This window comes from Bacillus sp. FMQ74 (genome assembly GCF_001875785.1).
GTDB lineage: Bacteria > Bacillota > Bacilli > Bacillales > Bacillaceae > Bacillus > Bacillus stercoris.
Map to the genome: position 1 here is coordinate 1 of NZ_MOEO01000046.1, position 241 is coordinate 241.

The window sequence follows — 241 nt, forward strand, 5'->3', positions numbered from 1 at the left end:
AAACCGGGGCTAATACCGGATGCTTGTTTGAACCGCATGGTTCAAACATAAAAGGTGGCTTCGGCTACCACTTACAGATGGACCCGCGGCGCATTAGCTAGTTGGTGAGGTAATGGCTCACCAAGGCAACGATGCGTAGCCGACCTGAGAGGGTGATCGGCCACACTGGGACTGAGACACGGCCCAGACTCCTACGGGAGGCAGCAGTAGGGAATCTTCCGCAATGGACGAAAGTCTGACG

1 rRNA gene is annotated in these 241 nt (G+C 55.6%); it reads left to right on the forward strand.

Features of this window, described 5'->3' with window-relative positions:
• Nucleotides 1-241, forward strand: a 16S ribosomal RNA gene (locus BLL41_RS22280); the annotation flags it as partial.